Raw genomic sequence first — 2813 nt, forward strand, 5'->3', positions numbered from 1 at the left:
CTACTTGTAGGGATGAACGACTGTTTGGGGTTGTATAGTCAAGTAATTAAGTGCATGTGGTGGATGCCTTGGCAGTCAGAGGCGAAGAAAGACGTGATAGCCTGCGAAAAGCTCCGGGGAGGCGGCAAATATCCTGTGATCCGGAGATGTCTGAATGGGGAAACCCACCGGCTATAAGGTCGGTATCATAAACTGAATACATAGGTTTATGAGGCGAACGCGGAGAAGTGAAACATCTCAGTATCCGTAGGAAAAGAAATCAATTGAGATTCCCTCAGTAGCGGCGAGCGAAAGGGGAACAGCCCATTAAGTCATATCAGTTTTAGTGGAATGCTCTGGGAAGTGCAACCATAGTGGGTGATAGTCCTGTACACGAAAGGGCTGATATGATGATGTCGAGTAGGGCGAGGCACGTGAAACCTTGTCTGAATATAGGGGGACCATCCTCTAAGGCTAAATACTCCTGACTGACCGATAGTGAACCAGTACCGTGAGGGAAAGGCGAAAAGAACCCCTGTGAGGGGAGTGAAATAGATCCTGAAACCGCATGCATACAAGCAGTGGGAGCCACTTTGTGTGGTGACTGCGTACCTTTTGTATAATGGGTCAGCGACTTATATTCAGTAGCGAGGTTAACCGAATAGGGGAGCCGTAGAGAAATCGAGTCTTAATAGGGCGTTTAGTTGCTGGGTATAGACCCGAAACCGGGTGATCTATCCATGAGCAGGTTGAAGGTTGGGTAACACTAACTGGAGGACCGAACCCACTGTCGTTGAAAAGCCAGGGGATGACTTGTGGATAGGGGTGAAAGGCTAATCAAACTCGGTGATAGCTGGTTCTCCCCGAAAGCTATTTAGGTAGCGCCTCGGACGAATACCATTGGGGGTAGAGCACTGTTTCGGCTAGGGGGTCATCCCGACTTACCAAACCGATGCAAACTCCGAATACCAATGAGTACTATCCGGGAGACAGACTGCGGGTGCTAACGTCCGTAGTCAAGAGGAAAACAATCCAGACCGCCAGCTAAGGTCCCTAAATCATAGTTAAGTGGGAAACGATGTGGGAAGGCATAGACAGCTAGGAGGTTGGCTTAGAAGCAGCCACCCTTTAAAGAAAGCGTAATAGCTCACTAGTCGAGTCGGCCTGCGCGGAAGATGTAACGGGGCTAAAACTATGTACCGAAGCTGCGGATTTGCAATTTATTGCAAGTGGTAGGGGAGCGTTCTGTAAGCCGATGAAGGTGGATTGAGAAGTCTGCTGGAGGTATCAGAAGTGCGAATGCTGACGTGAGTAACGACAAAACGGGTGAAAAACCCGTTCGCTGAAAGACCAAGGGTTCCAGTCCAACGTTAATCGGGGCTGGGTGAGTCGACCCCTAAGGCGAGGCCGAGAGGCGTAGTCGATGGGAAATTGGTTAATATTCCAATACTTCAGTGTAATGCGATGAGAGGACGGAGAAGGTTAAGTCAGCCTGGCGTTGGTTGTCCAGGTGGAAGGCTGTAGGCATGCATCTTAGGCAAATCCGGGGTGCTCTATGCTGAGAGTTGATAGCAAGCCAGTTTACTGGTGAAGTGGCTGATACCATACTTCCAGGAAAAGTCTCTAAGCTTCAGTTACACTGGAATCGTACCCGAAACCGACACAGGTGGTCAGGTCGAGTAGACCAAAGCGCTTGAGAGAACTCTGCTGAAGGAACTAGGCAAAATGGTACCGTAACTTCGGGAGAAGGTACGCTGCCGGCGGTGATAGGACTTGCTCCTTGAGCTGTTGGCAGCCTCAGAAACCAGGCCGCTGCAACTGTTTATTAAAAACATAGCACTCTGCAAACACGAAAGTGGACGTATAGGGTGTGATGCCTGCCCGGTGCTGGAAGGTTAATTGATGGGGTTAGCGTAAGCGAAGCTCTTGATCGAAGCCCCAGTAAACGGCGGCCGTAACTATAACGGTCCTAAGGTAGCGAAATTCCTTGTCGGGTAAGTTCCGACCTGCACGAATGGCATAATGATGGCGGCGCTGTCTCCAGCAGAGGCTCAGTGAAATCGAATTCGCCGTGAAGATGCGGTGTACCCGCGGCTAGACGGAAAGACCCCGTGAACCTTTACTGCAGCTTGACATTGAACTTTGATCTTACTTGTGTAGGATAGGTGGGAGGCTTTGAAGTGGTGACGCTAGTTGCCATGGAGCCGTCCTTGAAATACCACCCTGGTAATATTGAGGTTCTAACTCTGCTCCCTGATCGGGAGCGAGGACCATGTCTGGTGGGTAGTTTGACTGGGGCGGTCTCCTCCTAAAGAGTAACGGAGGAGTACGAAGGTGCGCTCAGCGTGGTCGGAAATCACGCGTAGAGTATAAAGGCAAAAGCGCGCTTAACTGCGAGACCCACAAGTCGAGCAGGTACGAAAGTAGGTCTTAGTGATCCGGTGGTTCTGTATGGAAGGGCCATCGCTCAACGGATAAAAGGTACTCTGGGGATAACAGGCTGATACCGCCCAAGAGTTCATATCGACGGCGGTGTTTGGCACCTCGATGTCGGCTCATCTCATCCTGGGGCTGAAGCAGGTCCCAAGGGTATGGCTGTTCGCCATTTAAAGAGGTACGCGAGCTGGGTTTAGAACGTCGTGAGACAGTTCGGTCCCTATCTACCGTGGGCGCTGGAAATTTGAGAGGATCTGCTCCTAGTACGAGAGGACCAGAGTGGACGAACCTCTGGTGTACCGGTTGTGACGCCAGTCGCATCGCCGGGTAGCTATGTTCGGAAGGGATAACCGCTGAAAGCATCTAAGCGGGAAGCCTACCTCAAGATAAGATTTCCC

General features: G+C 50.9%; 1 rRNA gene. It reads left to right on the forward strand.

Going from position 1 to position 2813, the window contains the following annotated elements:
• Positions 1-36 precede the first annotated feature (36 nt).
• Positions 37-2813 (forward strand): 23S ribosomal RNA (locus tag FTU46_RS16540); the annotation flags it as partial.

This window comes from Acinetobacter sp. YH12108, from assembly GCF_013419055.1.
Lineage (GTDB): Bacteria > Pseudomonadota > Gammaproteobacteria > Pseudomonadales > Moraxellaceae > Acinetobacter.